The following is a 20,245-nucleotide window of genomic DNA, read 5'->3' on the forward strand; positions in this document are numbered from 1 at the left end:
ACCCTCTTATTGTTCTGTCAGGGGGCGCACGCGCACACCCTGTTCGAGCTGCGCCAGTTGCGCGGCGTCACCGATACCGAAACCGATCTGCGTGACGGCCATCGCGGCAATCGCCGTGGCAGTGCGCAAGGTCTGTTCTGGCGTATCGGCACTGAGCAAACCGTGGAGCATGCCCGCCAGCAATGAATCGCCGGCGCCCACCGTACTGACAACACTGACCCTGGGCGGAGTGGCGTGCATCGCCGAGCCGACACTGAACCAGTTAACGCCCTCGGCACCGTGGGAAATCACCACGTGTTCGATACCATGAGCGTGCAAACGGCTCGCCGCTTCGGCTTGTGCAGCCACCGAAACCACCTCGCAATCCAGCGCCTCGGACAGTTCTTCGGTGTTCGGTTTGATCAGCCACGGGCCTGCCGACAGCCCTGCGCGCAAGGCTTCGCCGCTGGTGTCGAGGGCGACTTTCAAACCCCGCGACTTGAGGCGCAGCAACAACCCGTGCAACCACTGCGCGCTGACGCCACGCGGCAAACTGCCGGCGACTACCACCGCGTCATGACCCAAGGTGATCTGATCCAGACGATCGAGCAACGCCTGCTGCGCGGATGCACTGACCACCGGCCCCGGACCGTTGATGTCAGTGATGCGTCCGTCCGCTTCCGCCAGCTTGATGTTGCTGCGAGTCTCGCCGGGAACACGGATGAAGGCGTCGACAAACCCGCGTTTGGCGAACAGCGCTTCGAACGCCTGAAGATTGTCCTCACCGAGAAAACCGCTGACCGTCAACTGATGCCCGAGGTCTGCAAGCACCTGCGCCACGTTGATGCCCTTGCCGGCGGCGTGGGTGTGCATGGCGTCGCTACGATTGACCTGACCAGGTTCCAGATGCGGCAACTGAACAGTGAGGTCCAGCGCCGGGTTGAGGGTCAGGGTTAGGATTTTGGCCATTACAGAGCCTCCACTAATGCGCGCACTTCATTCGCGCTGCCCACGGCCAGAGCCTGTTGGGCCAGATGTTTTACCTGCGCAAGACTCAGCTCACGAACCCGCGCCTTGACCTCGCCGATGCTGCGCGCCGAAACGCTCAACTCATCGACACCCAGGCCGACCAACACCGGTACCGCCAGCGGGTCTGCCGCCAGTTCGCCACACACGCCGACCCACTTGCCATGAGCATGGGCGGCACGCACCGTGATGTCGATCAGTTGCAACACCGCCGGGTGCAGGCCATCAGCCTGGGCCGACAGGGTCGGATGACCGCGGTCGATAGCCAGGGTGTATTGGGTCAGGTCATTGGTGCCAACGCTGAAGAAGTCGACTTCCTTGGCCAGAACCGGCGCCAGCAAAGCCGCCGACGGCACTTCGATCATGATCCCCAGTTGCAGGTCGGCCACCGGGATTTCCAGACGCAGACGCTCGGTCATGTCCCGCGCCTGACGCCATTCATCGACGCTGCCAACCATCGGGAACATGATCCGCAATGGACGGTTGTCGGCGGCGCGTAGCAAGGCACGCAACTGGGCTTCCATGATCTGCGGACGTTGCAAGGTCAGGCGAATGCCACGTACGCCGAGGAACGGGTTTTCCTCCTTGGCAATCGGCCAATACGGCAACGGCTTATCACCGCCAACGTCCAGGGTCCGCACTACCAGCGGCCGCCCGGCCAGACCGTCGAGCACCCGACGGTATTCGACTTCTTGAGTGGCTTCGTCCGGCGCTTGCTGGTGGGCCATAAAAATCAGTTCGGTGCGCAGCAGACCAATCCCTTCAGCGCCCTGCTCCACCGCGCTGACCACACCTGCGCTTTCGCCGATGTTGGCGAACACTTCGACGGCATGGCCGTCCGTGGTCAGCGCCGGTTGGTGACGCTGGGCCGCAGCCGCTTGCAGGCGTTGCTCGCGGTTGTCACGTTCTTCAGCGGCACGTTGCAACGTTGCCGCATCGGCGTCGACATGCAGCCGACCACGCTGGCCATCGAGCAGCAATGGCGTGCCCGACGCCAACCGCAACACCGCCGCGCCAGCACCGACCAGCGCCGGAATGCCCAAGGCCCGAGCGACGATCGCGCTGTGGGCGGTGGCACCGCCACGCGCGGTAAGAATGCCGGCCACCCGCGTCGGATCAAGACGTGCAACGTCCGATGGACCCACTTCATCCATTACCAGGATGTACGGCTGATCCGGTTCGCTCGGAGTCTCGATGCCGCACAGTTGCGCCAGCACTCGCCGACCGATATCGCGCAAGTCCGCTGCTCGCTCAGCGAGCAAGGCGTCCTGCAAGGACTCCTGTTGTCTGGCTGCCGCGTCGATCACCGCCATCCACGCCGCTTCAGCGCTTTCGCCTTGCTTGAGGCGAGTGTCGACTTCGTCGGTCAGTTCCGGGTCGTCGAGCATTTCCTGGTGGGTGATGAAAATCTCGCGAATCGCCTTGGCCTTGCTGCGCTGGATCAGCCCTTCGATATCGCGGCGAACATCGGCCAGGGATGTTTTCAAACGCTCGCGTTCGATCGCCGTGGACTCGCCACGCAACGGGTAATCGATTGCTTGCAACACGTGGATATGCGCTGGACCGATGGCAATCCCCGGCGCAGCAGCAATGGCCTGAATCACGCTGCCGGAGGCGGGAGCAACCACGACGTCAATAACTTCTTCGATGACCTCGCTCTTTGCACTCACCGTCGGCAACGGTTCGATGTCTTCGCCCAGGCCTTCTTCAATAGCCCTCAGCAGCGCCGGCAACGCATCGGCGGCGATGCTCGGCTCGGCAATCAACTCCAACACCTGGCCGCGACGGGCGCCGAGGCTGAGCAGTTTGCTCAAGCTCTTCACCGACACTGCGCTGTCTTGGCCGTCGACGATGCGGATGCGGATCTCGCCTTCAAAACTTTTCGCCAGTTGAGCGAGAATCTTCGCCGGCCGCGCATGCAAACCGTGGGCATTCGCCAGGGTAATGCGGGCACTCGGCCAATCAGCCGGCAATTCGCCGCCGAGCACTTCCAGCACCGCACGCCGGCTGGTGGCGCGACCAAGTTCGTGGCCACGGCCTTCAATCAGCAACGCGCAAAGACGTTCGAGCAGGGCCTGATGCGCCTCGCCAAGGCTGGCCAGACAGAACAGCCCGCTCAGTGGCTGGCCGAGGTACCGAATCGGTTTGTCCGGGGTGACGAAGGCCAGGCCCGGGCGCTTGACCGTTTGTTCGCTGTGCAGCCACCACAGGCCATCACCCAGCGGCAGCGCTTCAACCTGCTGCAATACCGCAGAAAAACCATTGCTCACGCAGTCGGCCTGACGCAACAACCGCGCGCCACGCCAGACCAGCTCTTCAAAATCGTCGGCGGAGACACCCAGGCCGATCATTTGCGCATCCAGCGCCAGCTCTTGCGGTGCGCCTTGCAGCAGTTTCAGCAAGGCTTCGGCGCTGCTGGCGCGGCGCAAGGCCTGGCCCAGATCAGTTTCGCCGAGGGCGCGGGTCAGCAATTGCAGCAGGCGCAAATGCTCGTCGGATTTGGCCGCGATACCGATCGCCAGGTAGACGATGTGGCCGTCGCCCCAATCCACCCCTTCGGGGAACTGCAGCAAACGCACGCCGGTGGTGTGCACCAGATTGCGGGTATCAGGGGTTCCGTGGGGGATCGCAATACCTTGACCGAGAAAGGTCGAACCCTGGGCTTCACGCGCCTGCAAGCCGCTGAGGTAACCCTCGGCCACCAGGCCATCGGCGACCAGCGTGTCGGCCAGCAAATGCAATGCGGCGGCTTTATCCACAGCCGACTGGCCCATGGATATCTGCTCTATGGTGAGCTCGAGCATGCTTTCTCCTTTTTGGCGCGGGGTCGCGCCAGGTATTGTTTTGATTGAATCAGTTTAGGCTTTATTCAGAGCACTCTTTTTCAGAGCATCCTTTGTCGGTTTCGCGGCAGAACCGGCAAAAAGAGCCAATAGCGCAGAAAATACGCTTGCTGAAACGTTTAATCTAGATGAGTTGGCACGTTACTCGATAATCTCCCAACCTTGAAGTCCAACTTGTCGGATGCGTTGCGACATTGGTCGCCTGCCGTAATCGGGTAGGATTGGACAAAATGTCGGGGCAAGCTCGAAAAAACAAGGAAATCCCGGGTTGAAACTCAGTGATATCGCCCAGTTGGCCGGTGTGTCTGTCACCACCGCCAGCTATGTCATCAATGGCAAGGCCGAACAGCAACGCATCAGCAACGCCACCGTCGAGCGCGTGCGCGCGGTGGTCGAGCAACATGGCTTTACGCCTAATCCTCAAGCGGCCGGGTTGCGCAGTCGGCACACCCGCACCCTGGGTTTCATTCTGCCGGACCTGGAAAACCCCAGTTACGCGCGGATCGCCAAGCTCCTCGAACAGGGTGCCCGGGCGCGTGGCTATCAGTTGCTGATTGCCAGCTCCGACGATGCACCTGAAAGCGAGCGCCAGCTGCTCAAGCTGTTTCGCGCACGGCGCTGCGATGCGTTGATCGTCGCCAGCTGCCTGCCTGCCGGCGATGACAGTTATCGCCAGTTGCAGGCCAAGGGCTTGCCGATCATTGCCATTGACCGGGTCATGGAGCCTGAGCATTTCTGCTCGGTGATCAGTGATGACCGCGAAGCCAGCCTGAACCTCACCCGCAGTCTGTTGACGCCTGAGCCCAAACAGATTGCGCTGATCGGTGCGCGGCCCGAACTGAGCATCAGCCAGGAGCGTGCCGCCGGCTTCAAGCAGGCTCTGGTCGACTTCAAGGGTGACGTCCTGATCGAACAGGGCGAGTCGTTCAGCCGCGACTGCGGCCGACAGCTGATGGAAGAATTACTCCAACGCCTCGGCCACTTGCCAGATGCGCTGGTGACGACGTCTTACGTGCTGCTTCAAGGCGTGTTCGATGCCTTGCATGACTTCCCGTTGAAAACCCGCCCGTTGCGCCTCGGCACTTTTGGCGACACGCAATTGCTGGACTTCCTGCCGCTGCCGGTCAACGCCATGGCCCAGCAGCATCAACTGATCGCCGACAAAGCCTTGCAACTGGCCCTCGCGGCGATTGAAGAAGCCCATTACCAACCCGGCGTGCAAGCCATTGCGCGGACCTTCAAACAGCGTATTCGCCAGGACTGAAACGTGGAGCTGATCGACAGCCACACTCATCTGGACTTCCCGGACTTCGACCCGGACCGTCAGGCGCTGCTGGCTCAAAGCCGCGCTTTGGGTGTGAAGCGGATGGTGGTGCTGGGGGTTTATCAGCGCAATTGGCAGCGGGTCTGGGATCTGGTGCAAAGCGATCCAGACCTGCATGCCGCGTTTGGCCTGCATCCCGCCTACCTCGATGAACATCGTCCCGCTGACCTGACCGAGTTGGCGGACTGGCTGACGCGTCTGGCCGGCCATCGGCAACTGTGCGCCGTAGGCGAAATTGGCCTGGATTACTTTCTTGAGGACCTGGACCGCGAACGCCAGCAAGTGCTGTTTGAAGCACAGCTGCGACTGGCGGCAGACTTCCAGTTGCCGGCGCTGCTGCATGTGCGGCGCAGCCATGCGGCGGTGATTGCGACCTTGAAACGCTTCCGGCTCAAACGCGCCGGCATCATCCACGCCTTTGCCGGCAGCCAGGAAGAGGCCCGCGAATACCTCAAGCTCGGTTTCAAACTGGGATTGGGTGGAGCAGCGACTTGGCCACAAGCCTTGCGCATGCACAAAGTGATCGCCGGTTTGCCGCTGGAATCGGTGGTGCTGGAAACCGATTCACCGGACATGGCGCCCGCCATGTACCCCGGACAACGCAACAGCCCTGCTCACCTGCCGGCGATTTGCGCGGCACTGGCGCAGATCATGGCCATCAGCCCCGAGCAACTGGCCGCCGCCAGCACCGCCAACGCCTGCGAGCTGTTCAACTGGTAATAACTGACAGCACAAAACACCTGTGGGAGCGAGCCTGCTCGCGAATGCGTTGCCACATCCAACATCGATGTGACTGACTGACCGCCTTCGCGAGCAAGCTCGCTCCCACATTTATTCGCGGTGAGGCTTCAAACCCTGAACGCGCTGATCAAGTGCTTCAACTGCACCACTTGGGCCGACAATGCACGGCTGGCATGCTCGGTCTGGTGCGCACCTTCGGCAGTACGTTCGCCGGCACGGTTGATCTCGACAATGTTCTGGTCAATATCGTGGGCCACCGCCGTTTGCTGCTCGACTGCCGCGGCAATTTGCTGGTTCTGATCGACGATCATGCCCACCGCGCCCAGGATGTTTTCCAGGGCTTGCTGGACCTTTTCCGACTGACCGACCGTGCCGCTGGCCATCTGGTGACTGACGCCCATGGCCTTCACCGCGGCGCCAACGCCGCCGTGCAGCTTGGCAATCATCTGCTCGATTTCTTCGGTCGATTGCTGGGTACGTTTGGCCAGGGTGCGGACCTCATCGGCCACCACCGCAAAGCCACGCCCCTGCTCACCTGCACGAGCGGCCTCGATGGCCGCGTTGAGCGCCAACAGGTTGGTCTGCTCGGCGATGCTCTTGATCACTTCCAGCACGCGGCTGATGGACTGGCTATCACTGGCCAGTTGATTGATCACCAGCACTGACGAGTCGATCTCGCTGGCCAGTTGCGCAATGCTGCCTTGTTGCGACTCGACCAACCCGCGGCCGCTAATGGTTTCATCATTGACGCTGTGGGCACTGCTGACGGCAGCCGCCGCACTGCGCGCAACTTCCTGAGCAGTGGCCGACATCTGGTTCATCGCCGTGGCAACTTGCTCGATCTGCGTACGCTGACCGGCCACCGCCTGATTGCTCCGGGCCGATACCGTTTCCACCTGACTCGCCTGACGCTCCACTTCGTTGACGGTCTTGCCGACCAACTCGATCAGGTCATGGATCTTCGCCACGGTGCCATTGAAGACATTGCCCAACTCACCCAACTCATCACGGCTGTGGGCGGTAAACGTGATGGTCATGTCACCGGCCGCCACCTTGTCCATCACTCCGCCGAGACGCTTGAGGGTGGTGCGGGTGGAGGCATAGAAGCCGCCGTAGAGATAAAAAATCAGCACGAACACCACCGACAGTGCCACCGCCTGCAGCACCATGTGCGTGCGGTTCTGTTCCAGGCGTTGCTGCAATTGAACGCCGAGAAACTTGAGCGTCGCGTCATTCAGTTGATAGGTCTTGTCCATCAGCCCGGTGACCTGATCGTAAAAGCCCTGCCAGGGTTTATCGAGGGTATCGGCCACCACCACTTGCTCTTCAAACAGCTCGCTGGCCTGTTTGAGCGTGGCTTTGCTGGCATTGGCCGAGGGCTCCAGCATCTCACGCGCCGCTTTGCCGGCCGCCAGTGCGTCCTGCAACTTCAAGGCGTATTCGGCCTGAAGCTTGTCGATTTGCGCCAGCAGTTCATCGAACCGGGTGCTCGAAGCGGAATTGAGAAACCCCTGCCCCAGCGAGTAGGCCCCCATCGCCCGGCCTTCGCCGAGGGTTTGCGTCACACGCGGGGTAACGTTGGTGATCAGCTCGCTCAATTGGCGCAAATCACTCTGGTTGTCACGACTCAGGCCAGCCTGGCTAGCGATGATCTGGCTGAAAATCTGCGCATTGCCGAGCAGTTTGCCGATCAGCGCGCTTTTGCTTTGCACAGACGTCTCCGCTTGTTGAGCCTTGAACGCTGCAATCATTTCATCGCGCTTACTATCAAAAACACTGACCTGCTCAGTATCGATGGTCGTCGCGGTCAGGCTTTGCAGGCGCGCAAGCACGCTCTGCTCAAGGGCGCTGATTTTCGATTCGGTATCTCCGGCCTTGCCAGACTGGCCGAGGGTCGCGTTGATCTGTACCAGGTTGTTCAGGGTTTCCAGATCCCGCCGCAGCGTCAGCCCACCACCCAACAGATCGAGGCTTTGCAATTCGACCTGGGTGCCCTGGAACTCGCGATACGAATCCCGAACCAGATAGAAATTGGTCACCAGCATGGGGAAGAAAAACAGCACGCTGATCAGACTGAACTTCATGCCGAAGCTCAGGCGATTCATCAGCGCAACGGCGGGATAGAGCAAACTCTTCACGGACGTCCCCCTTTCATTTCTTATTTTTTTGGGCAGGCACGCAGATGCAGCAGATAGCCACTATGGCGCGCTGCTTCTGTATAGCTCAAATCGAAAGGAGGTTTTGTAACTTAAGGTTAACAGCTAGAGCACACGCGCACCTGTAGCAGCTGCCGAAGGCTGCGTTCGGCTGCGAAGCAGTCGCTAACTCAGGCGCCGCGGATTGTCAGGCTCACCGCGCAAGCAGGATTTACGACTGCTTCGCAGCCGAACGCAGCCTTCGGCAGCTGCTACAGTTCGGGGTTATGCAGAAATCAGGGCAGCACGGTCCAAATGGCAAACCCGGCATACCAGACCACCGCCGCTCGCAGCAGCAGTTCCCAGATCTGATCCAGGTTTTGAATCCCTTCAGGCCCCGCCACGGGTGCCGGAATCTCACCCGCCACCACGCCGACGTTCTCGATCAACTGCGCGGCGCTGATATTCCAGTTCAACAATTCATGGAGCATCACCCGGCTGACCGCGACGAAGTTGCCGACCAGTGCAAAACTCGCAGCCAGCAAACGCACCGGCAGCCAGTCAAAGGCATGTCGCAATTGTGCGGCGCGCTCGGCCACTGCCGGGTTCTTGCCGTGCTCGGCCGCCAGGGCCAGCAAGCGATAACTCAGGGCCGCCACCGGACCTAGCAGGAAGTACCAGAAAATCACCGCAAAAAAACTCTGGTAAGCCTGCCACAGCAAATGAGCTTGAACCTTCTGCAGCAACTGCTCGCCGCTGTCGGCGCAAATATCCAGGTCACGTTTGGCAACGAGCGCCGCCGCTTGCAGGTCTTCCCGGCGCCAGGCATCACGAAACGGTCCCAGGCCGCCGAGCAGATCACCACGGCCCAGGCTGTAAATCACCACCAGCAAATGCACCGGCAAGGCCAGCAAGCCATAGGCTACCGGCTGCAGTACCAGCAACAAAAAGCCGAGTAACGCCACAGGGAACAGCACCAGCAATGCCAGCACCAGCCAAGGCCGATTCGCAAGCTTTGGGCTGGTTTCATACTTGGCCAGCTCTCGCAACCATCCACTGTCGCGCTGAACTTGATGACGCAAGGCCGAGAATTTCTCGATCCAGACCGCCAGCAGTAACACCAGAAAACTCATTGTGCTTCCCCTTTTTCCAGAGCCCCGCGATAGCGTGCCCAGTCGAACGCCGGTCCCGGATCCGTCTTGCGCCCGGGTGCGATATCGCTATGCCCCTGGATACGTGAATGGGTGATGGCTGTAAACGTAGACTGCAATTGGCGGGTCAAGGCAATCAGCGCGTGATATTGAGCCTCGGTGAACGGCAGATCATCAGTGCCTTCAAGCTCAATGCCAAGGGAGAAATCATTACAGCCTTCGCGCCCCTCGAACCGGGAAACGCCTGCGTGCCATGCCCGATCAAGACAAGAGACAAACTGTGTGATCGAGCCGTCACGCTCGATCAGAAAATGTGCAGACACACGCAAGTCGGCAATCCCTTCAAAGTAGGGGTGCTCAGTGACATCCAGGCGGTTCTGAAAAAATTCCTGCACCTTGCCCGTCGCGAACTGCGCCGGTGGCAGGCTGATGTTGTGGATCACCAGCAAGGAGATTTCGCCCGTGGGGCGCGCATTGAAGTTGGGGGACGGGCAATGGCGCACGCCTTCAAACCAACCGCTCGCGGGGTCCAACTGCATACAGGCTCCTTCAATGACGGCTCTGATGGGCTCCAGTATGCCGTGATCGCCCCTCAGGTTGCGATCACTTGCCGCAATTGAGGGTCGGCGAGAATGAATTCGAAGAGCATCACCATCAGATTGATCACATCCTCGTCCGCTACCCCGACCACCCGAGACTTGCCACTTTTAACGCTGACCCGGGTTAGCAACTGTTCGAGCTGATTGCGCAGGTCGAAATCATCCAGGGCGGCAGGGGCCGGCACGAATTGCTGCAAATGCGAGAGCAGGCGCAGCAAATCGCGGGTCGAGATGGGCTGGCTCTGGGCGCTCGCCTCGAACGTCGGCGCAACACTGCCGCGCACGGGGTACAGCAACGCCTGCAAGGCAGCGAAGACTTCCTGCACGCTGTCGTCGATGTGCGGATTGCTGGATCTGACGCCCGATCCGCTGGACTCTGCACGAACACTGGCCGCCGCCCGGTCCGTGACGCGGCGCGCAGGAGCGGCCTTGAGTTCAGGCAGAACGCCCGTGGCAATCAGTATCTGGTTGGCTTGCGCATAGAGCTGATCAGCATCGCTGAGCACATAGCGTTCGAACAATTTGAGGATGATCAGCTTGACCTTGATCTCCACCCCCAGATTGCGTCCGGCCTGCAAAAAATACTCGCAGAGCATGGCCGGCCCCATGGGATTGCGCGAATCATCCAGGGGCTTGCCCAGCAGCACGCTCAGGCGCGCGGTCAGTTGTCCAAGGGCAAAGCCGTCCCGGTTGAGCGCCTTGGCGACCATGGCTTCCAGCGCCACTTGCCGCTCAAACTCGTCGCTGGAGAGCTCGCACGAGGGGTCGACACTCATCGCCAGCGGCAAGGCGGCGTGAGTCGGGTCGTACTGGATGAGGCCGGCAAAGGCCTCGAAGAAAAGCTCGTGAAAGCCGCGCTCGATGTTTTTGCGCTTGAGGCGCAAATCGCGCATGGCTTCAAAGAAGATGTTCTGCTCAACATTGTTCTGTGCCCGGTCGGCCATTTCGAACAAGGTGTCGTCGGCGTTATCGAACAGCTCCTGCAAGCCGAGCCTGAGTTGTTGCACAGCCTTGTCACGAACCTGGAGCAGAATCACCGGCAGGCGGGCGAGCGGCGATGGATTCGCCTGATCGGTAGCGACCTTGTGCAAAGGCACTACATTCCCGTCGTTGTGCATCCAAGCCTCCTGCAAAGGGGTGATTCCTCGGTTCGATGTGAAGCGACAAACGCTCACCGCCGGCTCACAACGCAATCGCGATGCACCGCGCTGCATTTCAAGTATCGGGAAGCCAAAGAGACGTCAAGGCTATGACGTCAAACGCAAGGCGGATTATCTTGCAAAAGACCTTCCGAGTGCCAGCAGACTCTGTATCGCCCCTTGAAATAGCGTTCGATAACAGATCCGAACGCAGGAGAAATAAAGCGGGCGAGACGACCAAATGCAGGTTTTAGAACCTGCTGAAAGTAGAGCGCGCCTTGGGTTAGCTTGCCGCATGGCCCTATAATCAGGCCACTTTGTTAGTGGAGCCCGTTATGCCGAATCTACGCCTCGCCGATTTGACCGCCGAAATCGAAGCCAACGTGCGCCGTGCGTTGCTTGAAGACATCGGCAGCGGCGACATCACCGCACAACTGATCCCGGCCGAACGCCTGGCCAAAGCCACGATCATTACCCGTGATGCAGCCGTCATCAGCGGCACCGCCTGGGTCGATGCGGTGTTTCGGCAGCTGGACCCACGGGTCGCGGTGCACTGGCAAGTGCGCGACGGTGAACGCGTGAGCCCCAATCAGGCGTTGTTCCACCTCGAGGGTCCCGCCCGTTCGCTGCTGACCGGCGAGCGTAGCGCGCTGAACTTCCTGCAGCTGCTTTCCGGGGTCGCCACTCGTGCGCAATACCTGGCCGACTTCGTTGCCGATACTCAGGTGAAACTGCTGGATACCCGCAAAACCCTGCCTGGGCTGCGATTGGCGCAAAAGTACGCCGTGACCTGTGGCAGCTGCCACAACCACCGCATCGGCCTGTACGACGCTTTTCTGATCAAGGAAAACCATATCGCTGCCTGCGGTGGTATCCCTCAAGCCATTGCTGCCGCGCACAAGATCGCGCCGGGCAAACCGGTGGAGGTTGAAGTGGAAAGCCTGGAGGAGCTCAAGGAGGCCCTCGCGGCGGGTGCCGACATCATCATGCTCGATGAGCTGAGCCTGGACGACATGCGCGAAGCCGTGCGCCTGAATGCCGGCAAGGCGAAGCTCGAGGCCAGCGGTGGTGTCAACGAAAGCACCTTGCGGCCGATCGCCGAGACGGGCGTGGATTACATCTCGATTGGGGCGATGACCAAGGATGTGAAGGCTGTAGACCTGTCGATGCGCTTGAGCCTCTGACAAAAAGAAACGCCAGCCTCATGAGGCTGGCGTTGCTTTCAAACCACCAGATTGTTCATCTCGCAGTATTCTTCCCACTCGACGCCCAGCACTTCAGCTGCTTCCTTGTGCAACGCAAGCCGCGTCGCTTCGTATTCTTCCGGTGTTGAGGTGTACTTGAGCGTCAACTCCCAGGGCTGCAAGCCCTGCGCTTCTGCCTCGTCCTCGAACGCCCACTGAATCTGATCTTTCTGATCGTCGGCGCTCAGGTTCTTGATCTCTTCCATCAGTTCTGGCGCATCAAGCATGTACTTCTTGAGGGCCTCTTCGTGTCTTTGTTCTTGAGTCATTTCGTTCACGGTCATTTCGTTCTCTCTGATCTGGGAATGGAAGATGGATCTGGATCATCAAGGATCTCTCTGACGCAGGAAACCGTTTGAAGCCCGGTTTATCTGGCCTTCAGAACCATTCGGGATCATCTGAAAACTGCTGGGCGATGCTCATGCAGGCACCGAATATAGGACGTTTGGCCCGTGAATTACACGGCTCTTTACATCTATTCCACAAAAAGTTTCATGCAGGGTGCATCAGGAGCCTCGGGAACATAATTTAAAATCCAAAGTCATAGCGATGTGCCATATCGGTACTTCACAAGGAACCTCAGTGATGCACAGCTTTTCGAAGTTTTCTTCTGTTCTGTCCGCCACCGCAATGACCGCCCTGCTGGGTGTCCTGGCTCTGCCGGGCACCGCAATGGCCGGCATTGAGCTGAGCAACGGCGGTCCGTCCTACGATGACAAACTCTCCGCCATCCACAGTGAATACGGCAAGGACGTTCTGGTCAAAAGCGATTTGCGCGTCGACGAACTGAAAAAGATGCAGGAAACCATCAAAGACCAGACGCGCCAGATCGAAGAGCTCAAGCGTAGCAGCGGTTCCAGCTCAAGCTCCAGCAGCAAGGAGATCGACGACCTCAAGAGCAAGGTCAAAGAGCAGGAACGTGATCTGGATAATCTCGGTCGGCAGGTGGAAGACCTCAAGCGCAACAGCGGCTCCAGCTCCAACTCGAACAGCAGCGAAATCTCGAACCTGAAACGGGACATCAGCGATCAGGATCGTGCGATGGAGCAGCTCAAACGTACCGTCGAGGAATTGAGCCGCAAAGTGAAATAAGGGGAAGTGGTGCCCGAGACAGGAATCGAACCTGCGACCTTCGCGTTACGAGTGCGCTGCTCTACCGGCTGAGCTACACGGGCGGTGGGCTAAAGCTAGCACTGAGTTTGGGGTCGGGCAACCTGGACAAGCGCCTCATTTTTCACGGATTTGCTCTGAGCCCCTGTAGCAGCTGGCGAAGCCAGCTGCTACAAAAGCCATTTACTGCACATAGCAAAACGCCCCGAACCAGTCGGGGCGTTTGCTTGTTCAGCGCTTAAGCTGCGGGGTAATTAAACGCCCGAAGCCTTGGCAGCTGCCACGTCTTTGATGGACAGCTTGATACGGCCGCGGTTGTCCACGTCCAGTACCAGTACTTCCACTTCCTGACCTTCTTTCAGGATGTCGGTCACTTTCTCTACGCGAGCGTCGCTCAGCATGGAGATGTGAACCAGACCGTCCTTGCCTGGCAGGATGTTGACGAATGCGCCGAAGTCGACGATGCGCTCAACTTTACCCACGTAGATCTTGCCGATTTCAGCTTCAGCGGTGATACCCAGAACGCGCTGACGCGCAGCTTCTGCGGCTTCTTTGGTTTCGCCGAAGATCTTGATCGAACCGTCGTCTTCGATGTCGATCGAAGCCTTGGTCTCTTCACAGATCGCACGAATGGTCGCGCCGCCTTTACCGATGACATCACGGATTTTGTCGGTGTCGATTTTCATCGCGATCATGGTCGGAGCGTTTTCCGACAGCTCGGTACGCGACTGGGCAATGATCTGGTTCATCTGGCCGAGAATGTTCAGGCGCGCTTCCAGGGCTTGGCCCAGAGCGATTTCCATGATTTCTTCGGTGATGCCTTTGATCTTGATGTCCATCTGCAGCGCGGTAACACCTTTGGAGGTACCGGCTACCTTGAAGTCCATGTCGCCCAGGTGGTCTTCGTCGCCCAGGATGTCGGTCAGAACGGCGAACTTCTCGCCTTCTTTAACCAGGCCCATCGCGATACCGGCAACCGGCGCCTTCATCGGCACACCAGCGTCCATCAGAGCCAGGGAAGCACCGCAGACCGAAGCCATGGAGCTGGAACCGTTGGACTCGGTGATTTCCGATACCACACGGATGGTGTACGGGAACACGTCAGCAGCAGGCAGCATGGCCTGAACCGAACGACGGGCCAGACGGCCGTGACCGATTTCGCGACGACCAGCGCCACCCATGCGACCACACTCGCCCACCGAGAACGGAGGGAAGTTGTAGTGCAGCATGAACGGGTCTTTTTTCTCGCCTTCCAGGGTGTCCAGCAGTTGTGCGTCACGGGCGGTGCCCAGAGTCGCGACTACCAGAGCCTGGGTTTCGCCACGGGTGAACAATGCCGAACCGTGGGTCTTTGGCAGAACGCCAACTTCGATGCTCAGCGGACGTACGGTACGGGTGTCGCGACCGTCGATACGTGGCTTGCCGTTAACGATGTTTTCGCGAACGGTGCGGTACTCGATTTCACCGAAAGCAGCTTTGACGTCGCTGGACGAAGGCTGGCCTTCTTCACCGGACAGCTTGGCAACAACCTGGTCTTTCAGTTCGCCCAAGCGAGCGTAACGGTCGGCCTTGACGGTGATGGTGTAGGCCTGGGAGATCGCGTCGCCGAACTCGGCACGGATAGCGCCCAGCAGTGCGGTAGCTTCAGGCTGAGGGGCCCAGGTCCAGGTTGGCTTGGCAGCTTCGGCAGCCAGTTCTTTAACAGCGTTGATCACAACCTGGAACTCGTCGTGAGCAAACAGTACCGCGCCCAGCATCTGGTCTTCGGTCAGCTCTTTGGCTTCCGATTCAACCATCAATACCGCTTCCGAAGTACCGGCAACGACCATGTCCAGGCTCGATGCTTTCAGTTGTTCGTAAGTCGGGTTCAGCAGATAGCCGGTGCTTTCGTGGAACGCAACGCGGGCAGCGCCGATCGGGCCATCGAAAGGAATGCCGGAGATCGCCAGCGCAGCCGAGGTACCGATCATCGCAGCGATGTCCGGATCGGTTTTCTTGCTGGTGGAAACGACGGTGCAGACAACCTGCACTTCGTTCATGAAGCCTTCAGGGAACAGCGGACGGATCGGACGGTCGATCAGTCGGGAAGTCAGGGTTTCTTTCTCGGAAGGACGGCCTTCGCGCTTGAAGAAACCGCCAGGGATCTTACCGGCAGCGTAGGTTTTTTCCTGGTAGTGAACAGACAGAGGGAAGAAGCCCTTGCCTGGATCGGCTTGTTTGGCACCGACTACGGTCACCAATACGCTGACGTCGTCGTCAACGGTGACCAATACTGCGCCGGAGGCCTGACGGGCGATACGGCCAGTCTCGAGGGTAACGGTCGACTGACCGAACTGGAATTTTTTGATTACCGGGTTCACGGTGTCCTACCTTCTTTGTGGCTCTTGGGGGAACTGGTTTTCTTGCGAAATTCTTGGGCAATGTCGGGAATCGGCCCAACCCTTGTCCAGGGGTAAAACGTGTGTCCAGATAAAACTTGAGGCTGGGAGCCTGCCATGCGTCTGCGGGAAACCCGCTGACGCACGACAGACAACCAACCTCTAGCGCAATCGCTTATTAGCGACGCAGACCCAGGCGAGCGATCAGAGCGCTGTAACGGCTCACGTCCTTGCCTTTCAGGTAGTCCAGCAGCTTACGACGCTGGTTAACCATGCGGATCAGACCACGACGGGAGTGGTGATCTTTACCGTTGGCCTTGAAGTGACCTTGCAGTTTGTTGATGTTGGCGGTCAGCAGTGCAACTTGCACTTCTGGCGAACCAGTGTCACCAACAGCTTGCTGGTAGTCAGCTACGATTTGAGCTTTTTCTTGAACGTCGAGAGCCATGAGGCAATCCTTTTATCAGGAAACTGTTTCAAAGAAACAGTTTCAACAGGCCAGGGACAAATCCCTGTATCTAAAAATGAGTAGTGACCGTGCCTGTTAACAGCCACCCTCGTCCGGTCATTCTGACCGAATCAGTCGACGGGGCGCGATACGCCCGTCTTCGCTCACTTCACCGATACCGATGAAGCGACCATTGTGATCCTGTACGCGTACCATGCCAAACTTCGGTGCATCCGGAGCGCGTACCGGCTGGCCGTTGAGCCAGTAGAACGAGCTGTGCTCCGAGAACTGCAACAGTGGCCAATCCAGCAGGCCGCTGTCCGATGGCATCAGGAAGCGATCAACCGCTTCGTTGCCGCCTTCGGCATGTACTGCTTCCAACTCTTCCAGCGTGACCGTCTGGGCCAGGCTGAACGGACCGGCCTGGGTACGTCGCAACTGCGCAACGTAAGCACCACAACCGAGCTCTTCACCAATATCCTCCACGAGGGTGCGGATATAGGTGCCTTTGCTGCAATCTACGGCGAAGCGCGCAGTATCACCTTCAAAGGCCAGCAATTCCAAGCGCGCAATAGTAACAGAACGCGGTTCGCGCTCCACCACTTCACCTGCACGAGCCAGCTTGTACAACGGCTGGCCGTCACGCTTGAGGGCTGAGTACATCGGCGGTATCTGACTGATTTGCCCACGAAATTTCGGCAAAACTGCTTCGATATCGGCGCGACCAACGGTCACCGGGCGCTCCTGCAAAACTTCACCTTCAGCGTCTGCCGTGGTGGTGGTCTTGCCCAATTGCGCCAGGGTTTCATAGCCCTTGTCGGAGTCGAGCAGGTATTGCGAGAACTTGGTCGCCTCACCGAAGCACAGCGGCAACACGCCGGTGGCCAACGGATCAAGACTGCCGGTGTGCCCGGCCTTCTCGGCATTGAGCAGCCAGCGAACCTTCTGCAACGCCGCGTTGGAGGTGAACCCCAGCGGCTTGTCGAGCAGGATGATGCCGCTGACGTTACGACGGATACGTTTGACCTGAGCCACCGATTACTCCTTGGTGTCTACGGGTTCTGCCGCAACCGGGTGCTGATTGTCTTCAGCCACGGCGCGTTCGATCAATGCCGACAGATGAGCGCCACGCACGACGCTTTCGTCGTAGTGGAAGTGCAGCTGAGGAACGCTGCGCAGCTTCATCTCGCGAGCCAACTGCATGCGCAGGAAACCGGCAGCCGAGTTCAGCACCTTGATACTTTGAGCGATATCGTCTGCGCTGTCCTGCCCCATCACGGTGATGAAGATCTTGGCGTGACCGACGTCACGGCTGACTTCAACAGCGGTAATGGTGACCAGGCCGACGCGCGGGTCTTTGACTTCACGACGGATCAGCTGTGCCAGCTCACGCTGCATCTGATCGCCGATACGTTGGGTACGGCTGTATTCTTTTGCCATGTCTTGTTACCTGTTACTGCCTCACGGTGAAACCCGTGTGGTCTGAAAGCGGCAAACGCCCGGCCTGACAGAAGCCAGACCGGGCGTTGCGTTTAGAGTCCGGGTGATGCGCCGTGCATTTGCATGCGGCTGCCCATCACGGCTCTTGAAGTGCGCGAGTTAGAGGCTGCGAGCAACCTGAACCTTCTCGAAGACTTCGATCTTGTCACCGACTTTGACGTCGTTGTAGCTCTTCACACCGATACCGCATTCCATGCCGGCACGTACTTCGGAAGCGTCATCCTTGAAGCGGCGCAGGGATTCCAGCTCGCCTTCGAAGATAACGATGTCTTCACGCAGTACACGGATTGGACGGTTACGGTGCACAACACCTTCGATAACCATGCAACCGGCGATCGCGCCAAACTTCGGCGAACGGAACACGTCGCGGACTTCAGCGATACCCAGGATGTTCTCCCGAACGTCGCTGCCAAGCATACCGGTCAGGGCTTTCTTGACGTCTTCGATGATGTCGTAGATCACGTTGTAGTAACGCATATCCAGACCTTCCTGCTCGACGATCTTGCGAGCGCCGGCATCGGCACGCACGTTGAAGCCGAACAGTACAGCGTTGGAGGCCAGTGCCAGGTTGGCGTCGCTCTCGGTGATACCACCGACACCGCCACCGACTACACGCACTTGCACTTCGTCGTTACCCAGGCCGTTCAAGGCGCCGTTCAACGCTTCCAGCGAACCACGGACGTCGGATTTGAGGACGATGTTAAGCGTCTTCTTCTCTTCCTGGCCCATGTTCTCGAAGATGTTTTCCAGCTTGCCTGCGTGAGCACGAGCCAGTTTGACTTCGCGGAACTTGCCTTGACGGAACAGAGCCACTTCACGGGCTTTCTTCTCGTCGGCAACCACGCTCATCTCGTCGCCAGCGTCCGGGGTACCGTCCAGGCCGAGAATCTCGACAGGGATGGAAGGACCAGCTTCCTTGATTGGCTTGCCGTTCTCGTCGAGCATGGCGCGAACGCGGCCATAGTTCGAACCGACCAGCACCATGTCGCCTTGGCGCAGGGTGCCGTCCTGAACCAGAACGGTTGCAACCGGGCCACGACCTTTGTCGAGACGCGATTCAACCACGACGCCACGGCCAGGAGCCGAAGGAGTCGCTTTCAGTTCGAGAACTTCAGCTTGCAACAGAACAGCTTCGAGAAGCTCGTCTACACCGGTACCGACTTTCGCCGAAACCGATACGAACGGAGTGTCGCCGCCCCACTCTTCCGAGGTCACGCCGTGAACCGACAGCTCGCTACGGATGCGATCGAGATCGGCGCCCGGCTTGTCGATTTTGTTCACTGCAACAACCAGTGGAACACCAGCAGCCTTGGCGTGCTGTACGGCTTCAATGGTCTGCGGCATCACGCCGTCGTCCGCTGCAACCACCAGGATCACGATGTCGGTCGCCTTGGCACCACGAGCACGCATGGCGGTAAACGCGGCGTGACCAGGGGTGTCGAGGAAGGTGACCATGCCGCGTTCGGTTTCAACGTGGTACGCACCGATGTGCTGGGTGATGCCGCCGGCTTCGCCAGCAGCTACCTTGGCACGACGGATATAGTCGAGCAGCGAGGTCTTACCGTGGTCAACGTGGCCCATTACGGTCACGACTGGCGCACGGGAGAAGGCCTCACCTTCAAACTTCAGGGACTCGGCCAGGGAATCTTCCAGGGCGGTGTCGCTGACCAGGGTCACTTTGTGGCCCAGCTCTTCAGCAACCAGTTGAGCAGTTTCCTGGTCAAGTACCTGGTTGATGGTCGCTGGAGTACCCAGTTTGAACATGAACTTGATGATTTCAGCAGCCTTGACCGACATCTGCTGAGCGAGATCGCCAACAGTGATGGTCTCGCCGATCTTCACTTCGCGCACGACAGGGCCGGTTGGGCTCTGGAAACCGTGAGCGTTGCGTTTCTTCAGCTTGGCCTTGCCGCGACCACCACGACGGAAGCCATCGCTTTCTTCGTCGGTAGTGCGTGGCGCAACGCGTGGAGCTGGCGCTTTTTCCTTGACCGAAGCGCGATGCGGAGCGTTTTTACGCTCACCATCACCCGCGCCACGACGATTGTTATCGTCGGCACGTGGTTTGTCCGGACGACGCTGTTCGTCGCGTTTGCGAGTGTCAGCCACTGACGCAGCAGCTACAACCGGTGCTTCACGCACTGGCTCGGCAACTGCAACAGGTGCTGCAACAGCTTCATTAGCAGCAGGTTGCGCAGCAGCAGGCTGGCGACGCGCTTCTTCTTCGGCGCGACGCTTGGCTTCTTCTTCAGCCTTCTGACGTGCAGCATTTTCTACTGCGCGACGTTCTTCCAGTTCGCGTTTGCGCTCGGCTTCGATTTCTTCCGGGCTGCGCTGTACGAAGACTTTCTTCTTGCGCACTTCAACGCTGATGCTTTTGCTGCCAGCAACACGCAGGGTGCTGGTGGTTTTACGCTGCAACGTGATTTTGCGCGGTTCTTCCACTTTCGCCTTGTGGCTGCTTTTCAAGTGAGTCAGCAAAGATTGCTTCTCACTGTCGGTCACATGTTCCTCGGCGGCGGTGTGCGGCAGACCTGCCTCACGCATCTGCTGCAGCAGGCGCTCTACCGGTGTTTTGACCTCATCGGCCAGTTGTTTCACCGTGACTTGCGTCATGCACTTCTCTCC

The 20,245-nt window shown here is 59.1% G+C and carries 15 protein-coding genes, 1 tRNA gene and 1 pseudogene; 4 read left to right on the forward strand and 13 right to left on the reverse strand.

What is annotated here, in order from left to right:
• Positions 1-6 precede the first annotated feature (6 nt).
• Positions 7-948, reverse strand: coding sequence for a 1-phosphofructokinase (gene pfkB / locus AC1DIG_RS13575; protein ID WP_477767713.1), 942 nt, complete (start codon positions 946-948; stop codon positions 7-9).
• Positions 948-3,809 carry a phosphoenolpyruvate--protein phosphotransferase gene (ptsP, locus tag AC1DIG_RS13580; RefSeq protein WP_477767714.1) on the reverse strand — a complete coding sequence of 954 codons (2,862 nt, stop codon included), beginning with the start codon at positions 3,807-3,809 and terminating at the stop codon, positions 948-950. Before ptsP ends, pfkB begins: the two co-directional genes overlap by 1 nt.
• A 307-nt stretch (positions 3,810-4,116) precedes the next feature.
• On the opposite strand from ptsP, the gene cra reads away from it, so the two are divergent.
• Both cra and AC1DIG_RS13590 read left to right on the forward strand, forming a co-directional pair.
• Positions 4,117-5,112: a catabolite repressor/activator gene (gene cra, locus AC1DIG_RS13585; RefSeq protein WP_477767715.1), complete on the forward strand. Its 996-nt coding sequence runs from the start codon at positions 4,117-4,119 to the stop codon at positions 5,110-5,112.
• Between the two features lie 3 nt (positions 5,113-5,115).
• Positions 5,116-5,892, forward strand: a complete 777-nt coding sequence (locus AC1DIG_RS13590; protein WP_477767716.1) for a TatD family hydrolase — start codon at positions 5,116-5,118, stop codon at positions 5,890-5,892.
• Between the two features lie 128 nt (positions 5,893-6,020).
• On the opposite strand, the gene AC1DIG_RS13595 is transcribed toward AC1DIG_RS13590, so the two are convergent.
• From AC1DIG_RS13595 to AC1DIG_RS13610, 4 genes and pseudogenes are all read right to left on the reverse strand, one after another.
• Positions 6,021-8,051: a methyl-accepting chemotaxis protein gene (locus AC1DIG_RS13595; protein WP_477767717.1), complete on the reverse strand. Its 2,031-nt coding sequence runs from the start codon at positions 8,049-8,051 to the stop codon at positions 6,021-6,023.
• Between the two features lie 293 nt (positions 8,052-8,344).
• Complete coding sequence (gene ampE, locus AC1DIG_RS13600) at positions 8,345-9,181, reverse strand: regulatory signaling modulator protein AmpE (protein ID WP_477767718.1); 837 nt, start codon at positions 9,179-9,181, stop codon at positions 8,345-8,347.
• Entirely contained in the window at positions 9,178-9,738 is a 561-nt protein-coding gene (ampD, locus tag AC1DIG_RS13605) for a 1,6-anhydro-N-acetylmuramyl-L-alanine amidase AmpD (RefSeq protein ID WP_477767719.1), read from the reverse strand. Before ampD ends, ampE begins: the two co-directional genes overlap by 4 nt.
• A gap of 74 nt (positions 9,739-9,812) precedes the next feature.
• Positions 9,813-10,916, reverse strand: a pseudogene (locus AC1DIG_RS13610) (DUF1631 family protein); the annotation flags it as partial.
• Between the two features lie 356 nt (positions 10,917-11,272).
• On the opposite strand from AC1DIG_RS13610, the gene nadC reads away from it, so the two are divergent.
• Complete coding sequence (nadC, locus tag AC1DIG_RS13615; RefSeq protein WP_477767720.1) at positions 11,273-12,121, forward strand: carboxylating nicotinate-nucleotide diphosphorylase; 849 nt, start codon at positions 11,273-11,275, stop codon at positions 12,119-12,121.
• A gap of 38 nt (positions 12,122-12,159) precedes the next feature.
• On the opposite strand, the gene AC1DIG_RS13620 is transcribed toward nadC, so the two are convergent.
• Entirely contained in the window at positions 12,160-12,465 is a 306-nt protein-coding gene (locus AC1DIG_RS13620; RefSeq protein ID WP_054598178.1) for a DUF6388 family protein, read from the reverse strand.
• Positions 12,466-12,766: 301 nt separating this feature from the next.
• On the opposite strand from AC1DIG_RS13620, the gene AC1DIG_RS13625 reads away from it, so the two are divergent.
• Positions 12,767-13,273, forward strand: a complete 507-nt coding sequence (locus AC1DIG_RS13625; protein ID WP_477767721.1) for a hypothetical protein — start codon at positions 12,767-12,769, stop codon at positions 13,271-13,273.
• 7 nt (positions 13,274-13,280) lie between these two features.
• Here AC1DIG_RS13625 and AC1DIG_RS13630 read toward each other — a convergent pair.
• The 6 genes from AC1DIG_RS13630 to infB all read right to left on the reverse strand — a co-directional run bounded on the left by AC1DIG_RS13630 (position 13,281) and on the right by infB (position 20,233).
• Positions 13,281-13,356 (reverse strand) — tRNA-Thr (locus tag AC1DIG_RS13630).
• Positions 13,357-13,545: 189 nt separating this feature from the next.
• Positions 13,546-15,651, reverse strand: a complete 2,106-nt coding sequence (gene pnp / locus AC1DIG_RS13635) for a polyribonucleotide nucleotidyltransferase (protein WP_477767722.1) — start codon at positions 15,649-15,651, stop codon at positions 13,546-13,548.
• 196 nt (positions 15,652-15,847) lie between these two features.
• Positions 15,848-16,117, reverse strand: a complete 270-nt coding sequence (gene rpsO, locus AC1DIG_RS13640; protein ID WP_011332409.1) for a 30S ribosomal protein S15 — start codon at positions 16,115-16,117, stop codon at positions 15,848-15,850.
• Between the two features lie 117 nt (positions 16,118-16,234).
• A complete protein-coding gene (gene truB / locus AC1DIG_RS13645) occupies positions 16,235-17,152 on the reverse strand; it encodes a tRNA pseudouridine(55) synthase TruB (protein WP_477767723.1) in 918 nt (305 codons plus the stop codon).
• A gap of 3 nt (positions 17,153-17,155) precedes the next feature.
• The gene (gene rbfA / locus AC1DIG_RS13650) at positions 17,156-17,557 is read right to left on the reverse strand and encodes a 30S ribosome-binding factor RbfA (RefSeq protein WP_019691795.1); all 402 of its coding nucleotides are present in this window, start codon (positions 17,555-17,557) and stop codon (positions 17,156-17,158) included.
• 159 nt (positions 17,558-17,716) lie between these two features.
• Positions 17,717-20,233, reverse strand: coding sequence for a translation initiation factor IF-2 (infB, locus tag AC1DIG_RS13655; protein ID WP_477767724.1), 2,517 nt, complete (start codon positions 20,231-20,233; stop codon positions 17,717-17,719).
• Positions 20,234-20,245: the final 12 nt, after the last annotated feature.

This window comes from Pseudomonas sp. 05N431, assembly GCF_056397005.1.